At 39.6% G+C, this 5,440-nt stretch carries 4 protein-coding genes; all 4 read left to right on the forward strand.

Annotated elements, in window-relative coordinates; translation table 11 throughout:
* Positions 1–1,202: type I restriction-modification system subunit M (locus tag IKG78_RS18910; RefSeq protein ID WP_290946546.1), on the forward strand; the 1,202-nt coding region annotated here is incomplete at its 5' end.
* A gap of 68 nt (positions 1,203–1,270) precedes the next feature.
* Complete coding sequence (locus IKG78_RS18915) at positions 1,271–2,137, forward strand: KilA-N domain-containing protein (protein WP_366075879.1); 867 nt, start codon at positions 1,271–1,273, stop codon at positions 2,135–2,137.
* A 23-nt stretch (positions 2,138–2,160) separates the two neighbouring features.
* On the forward strand, positions 2,161–4,260 hold the full coding sequence (locus tag IKG78_RS18920; protein ID WP_290946562.1) for a P-loop NTPase fold protein: 2,100 nt from the start codon (positions 2,161–2,163) through the stop codon (positions 4,258–4,260).
* A partial coding sequence (locus IKG78_RS18925) for a restriction endonuclease subunit S (protein ID WP_290946569.1) occupies positions 4,257–5,440 on the forward strand: 1,184 nt, incomplete at its 3' end. The genes IKG78_RS18920 and IKG78_RS18925, both read left to right, overlap by 4 nt.

Genomic DNA, 5,440 nt, shown 5'->3' on the forward strand with positions numbered 1-5,440 from the left:
ATTACAATTCGTCAGTGAATCTTGGTGATGTTAAGGAAAAAAATGCCGTATTAAAAAACCTTCTTGAAGATTTTAATGACCTTGACTTGCGCCCGTCGCAGCTTGATAACGCAGATATCATCGGCGACGCTTACGAATATATGATTGCATTTTTCGCCTCGGACGCGGGCAAGAAGGGCGGTGAATTCTACACGCCGAACAAGGTTTCTGAACTTGTCGCGCGCTTGGTGAAGCCCAAGGAAAACGACCGCATTTACGACGGCACCTGCGGAAGCGGCGGCTTGCTGCTCAAGGCATTTGCGCAAATCAAGAACCGCAAGGCGCGTATTTATGGCCAGGAACAGAACATGCAGACTTGGGCTCTCTGCCGCATGAACATGTTCTTGCACGGAGTAGACGATGCCGTGATTTGGCAGGGTGACACGCTCTCGAACCCGGGCAACATCGAAAACGACCAGCTGATGAAATTCCAGTGCATTGTGGCGAACCCGCCGTTCTCCTTGGACAAATGGGACAGCGGTTTCTTGGGCGATGCGTCCGAGAACGACAAGAAGGCGAAAATGTCCGCTGATCTCGATCCGTATAAGCGCTTTGATTGGGGCGTTCCGCCGACATCCAAGGGTGATTACGCCTTCGTGATGCATTTCCTCCATAGCCTTGACGATGCTACGGGCCGTATGGGCATTGTACTTCCGCATGGCGTGCTGTTCCGTGGTGCAAGCGAAGGCAAGATTCGCCAGACGATTATCGAAAAATTCAACTTCCTAGATGCGGTCATTGGCCTCCCGGCGAACCTGTTCTATGGAACGAGTATTCCTGCGTGTATTCTAGTATTCCGCAAAAGTCGTGGCGCCAGCAATCGCGTGCTGTTCATCGATGCCAGCGGCGACGAGCATTACGAAAAGGGAAAGAATCAGAATGCTCTCCGAGAACAGGATGTTGAAAAAATTGTCGAAACCTACAAGACGTATCTTGAAGATTTGAGTTTTGGCGGTGAAGAAAAGTACAGTTACGTGGCGACCCTCGACGAAATCAAGGAAAACGACTACAACCTGAATATTCCGCGCTACGTGGATACCTTCGAAGAGGAGGCTCCCATTGATGTGGACGCGGTGCAGAAGGATATCGACCGCCTTGAAAAGGAACTCGCCGAAGTCCGTAAGCAGATGGCCCAAAAACTGAAGGAGATTAAGCGGGGGTAAGGATCGTTTTGCATCGGCTAAGAAAAATAAGGCAGAGATAGGAGCGAAATATGGTAAAAGTAAAAAAGATGATTCAGATGAAAAAAGAAACGATTCATGCCTTAGGGATTGATATTGGCATTTATACCACGGATTTTGAAAATGAGTATATTTCAATGACTGATATCGCGAAATACCGTAATGAAGATGACCCCCGTTTTGTCATCCAAAACTGGATGCGTAATCGTAATACAATAGAATTTCTAGCTGTATGGGAGTGCCTCCATAATCCAGATTTTAACCGTGTGCATTTCGACACGGTTAAAAATGACGCCGGTTTAAACCGATTTGTTATGACCCCTACAAAGTGGATTGAACAAACAAATGCTAAGGGTATTGTTTGTAAGTTTGGTCGATACGGTGGCGGTATTTTTGCGCATAGCGATATCGCTATGGAATTTGCATCGTGGATATCTCCAGAATTCAAACTGTATATTGTCAAGGATTATCGGCGCTTAAAATCGGACGAAAGCAGCCGCCTGTCCCTAAATTGGAACCTTAATAGGGAAATTTCCAAGCTGAACTACAGGATTCATACTGATGCGATTAAGGGAAAACTTATTTTGCCGCAGTTGACCTCGATGCAGAAGAGCTTTGTTTATGCCGATGAAGCTGATCTATTGAATGTGGCTCTTTTTGGAGAAACAGCCAAGGAATGGCGAACTAATAATCCGGGCAAAAAAGGAAATATTAGGGATTACGCCGATATCCCGCATCTTTTGGTTTTGGCAAACCTTGAAAGCTACAATGCCATTTTGATAAAGGAAGGTATGGCGCAATCAGAACGACTCGTAAAACTACGTGAAACGGCAGAAAGTCAACTTGGAACTATTCTATCGCTTGATTTACAGAAACCAATTTTGATTGAAAAGGAAACAAAGAGGATTGGGAAATAGACCATTTTCGTAGGGCCACGAAAATGGTTGACGAAAACAAAGGACGAAATATGTCAAACAGCAACAAGCACATTGAAGAATTTCTGGACTACTACCTGAACAAGGAGCAGTCTCCCGATTATGCGGTGTTGATTACGGGCTGCTGGGGCTCGGGCAAGACATATTTTGTGAAAAATTATCTTGCAAAGGGTATTTCAGAAGAAAAGGATTTCTTTAATAATTTTGATTGGTTTTCGGAACCTGAAAAATATTCAGTTATATATATAAGCCTTTTTGGTGTTCAAAATCAAAAGGAAATAGAAGGCAAAATTCAGAATATTTGTTTCCCATTTTTAGAACAACAATTCAAGGATTTTGATTATTTGCCCAGTGCTAGATCATTAGTTGGAGATCTCGTTGAAAGTACAAAAAAGAAAAGCTTTTCTTCCGCAAAAGAAAAGAATGCAAAGAATTCTTTTGAATTCTTTAAAGATGAATTTTTGCAGGGAATAGAATCTAGAGGGAAAAAATTAGTATTTGTTTTTGATGACGTGGAACGAAAAAAGATTTCCACAATAGAACTATTTGGTTTTTTAAATGAATATATAGAACAGTTACATGTCCCCTGCATCTTAATTGCCGATAAAAACAAGTGGAATGAATTAGGAGAAAAACAAAGTGGCTCGAAAGATTTGCTTTCCATGGAAGAAAAGGTTATTGGTAAGGAATTTCATATACAGACATCTTGTGAAGATGTCCTAAAAGCATGGTTGGCTCCTCGCAAAGGAATGTTAGATGTTGATTCCAAGGTAAAGAATCTTTGGTGGAATAACAGGGAATATGTATACGAATTACTTTCATCATTTGATTCGGCAAAGCAAAAATATCTTGAGGAAATGGACGATTTTTCGTTTAATAATTCTGAACAACAAAAATTTGATCGAGAGCAGATGAGGGGATATGTACTGAAAATGCCTGATCGAAATTATCGAGCGTTAAGGCAAACTATAAAAGATTTCCACCATCTGTGCATCTATTTTTGCCCTCAACTGGGTAATCTCATTTTTTCAGAAAAATCAAAAGAAAGGGGCTTTGACAAACATTTTATTCGATATTTCCTTGCAATGCGATATGGTTGCTGGCTAGGCTTATTTGATCCAAACCAAATAGAAGTTTCGCGCAATTTTATGGTTGGGTTGAAATTTGGTGAAAGACAATATCCTGCTGAAAAAAATTCACTAACTGCATGGGATTGTTTTTCTGACATCTGTTATAATATGGATAAAATTGAGCATTTCCCCATGCAACAGTGGCTTACAGAATCCTTTTTTGACAAAGAGAAAGTTGTTGCAGAAATAAATTCATCTGCTTGGTTTGGCGGAAGAGACGCTTATTTAATTCGCAAAATATACCATTGGTGGGATCTGGGTGATGAAGAGGCCAAGGAGGCTTATTTCGCAGTCAAAGATGCATTAAAAAATGGGACTTTAAAAAGTTCTGCACAATTGATGATTCTATTTGTCGTTTTATATTCAATATCCGATGATGGTGGTGCAAATAATAAGCAATTTGTTGTACAACAAATGAATAAATATTTGGACGAACATTCAAACAGCGTCGAATTTGATGAAATTCTTAGTATTGAAGATATAAAACAGAATTATAGCCCTTCAGATGATTGTGTAGAAAAAATAGTAGATTTTAGAAAAAGAATGTTGAAAATTTATAATGAACGGGAGAATCCTTATCAAGAAGAAAAGGAGCTATTCTACAAAAATTTGATATCAAGTAATCCTTATGAATTTGATTCAGCATGTGGTATAATACAGAATATTTCGTATAAGGTTACAAAGTTTCAATGGTGCATGGTTGATGTCGGAAAATTTGTCGATGGTTACATAAAAATTGAACGATATAAAAAGGGTGAAATCTTGAAAATAATGCGCCATCGCTATTTGAATGTGCCTGACGGATATGATTTAGAAAAAGAAAAAGCCTTTTTGTCTGATTTAAAGAACGAATGCTTAAATCGCGTGAATCAAAAAAATGAAGTTCCTTTGCCCAGTAATTTTTTATTAAAACAGATGATAGAGAGAATTGAGTATCTTGAAAAGATTTTGGAAAATAGAGAGGAAGATAAATGATGTTGCCTAATGGATGGAAAAAAGTGAAGTTGGGGGATGTTGTGAAGATGTCCTCGGGAGGAACGCCGAGCAAAGACAATGCTTCTTTCTGGAATGGCGATATTCCTTGGATTAGTGCGTTAGAAATGCATAAAAATTTTGTTGAAGTAGCAAAGTTGAACATAACAGAAGATGCTTTGAAAAAGGGTTCGTCTTTAGCAAAAAAGAATGATTTACTGTTACTTACGAGAGGCAGCATGCTTTGGAAGCGAATACCCGTTTGTTTATGCCTGCGTGACGTTGCCTTCAACCAAGATGTAAAATGTTTGCATGCTAATGAAAAATTGAATTCTACTTTCTTGTTATATTGGTTTGGTTGCATGGAATCGAAAATCATGCATATGGTTGTGGGTACAGGCATTGGAGCTGGAAAATTAGAATCAAGCGGCATTTTGGATTTAGATGTTAATTTACCCCCGCTTGAAGAGCAGAAGAAAATTGCGGCGACGCTTTCGGTCTGGGACTCCGCCATCGAAAAAATGGAAAAACTCATCGACGCGAAGGAGTCGTTACTAACGGAATATGGCAAGGAACTTTTTGGACGGACTGAACAAAAACAAAATGAGAACTGGTCCACCATAGCCTTGTCTGATGTGTTAAATGAGCATGGAGATAAAAGTACTGGCAAAGAAGAAGTATTTTCTGTTTCCGTTCACAAGGGCTTAGTAAATCAGATTGAACATTTAGGACGATCATTCGCTGCTAAAGACACTTCTAATTACAATCGTGTCCACTATGGCGATATTGTTTACACCAAAAGTCCGACAGGCGATTTTCCGTTGGGAATAGTAAAGCAGAGCCTAATTAAAGAAGATGTGATTGTGTCTCCGCTTTATGGCGTATTCACTCCAAAAACTTTTGAATTAGGTGCAATATTGGACTTCTATTTTTCTAGTCCTATAAATGCGAATAACTACTTGCATCCGGTCGCTCAAAAGGGCGCTAAAAATACTATTAACATAACAAATAAAAAGTTTTTGTCAGCAAAGTTACGATTGCCAATAGATATAAAAGAGCAAAAGAAAATTGCGCAGTTTGTTCAAACTACAAAAAAGGAAATGGCTGTTTTGCAGGAAATCCTCGAAAACTACAAAAAGCAAAAACAAGGCTTAATGCAAAAACTCCTCACCGGTCAATGGCG

The sequence above is a fragment of the Fibrobacter sp. genome (genome assembly GCF_017545445.1).
In the GTDB taxonomy this organism is placed as follows: domain Bacteria; phylum Fibrobacterota; class Fibrobacteria; order Fibrobacterales; family Fibrobacteraceae; genus Fibrobacter.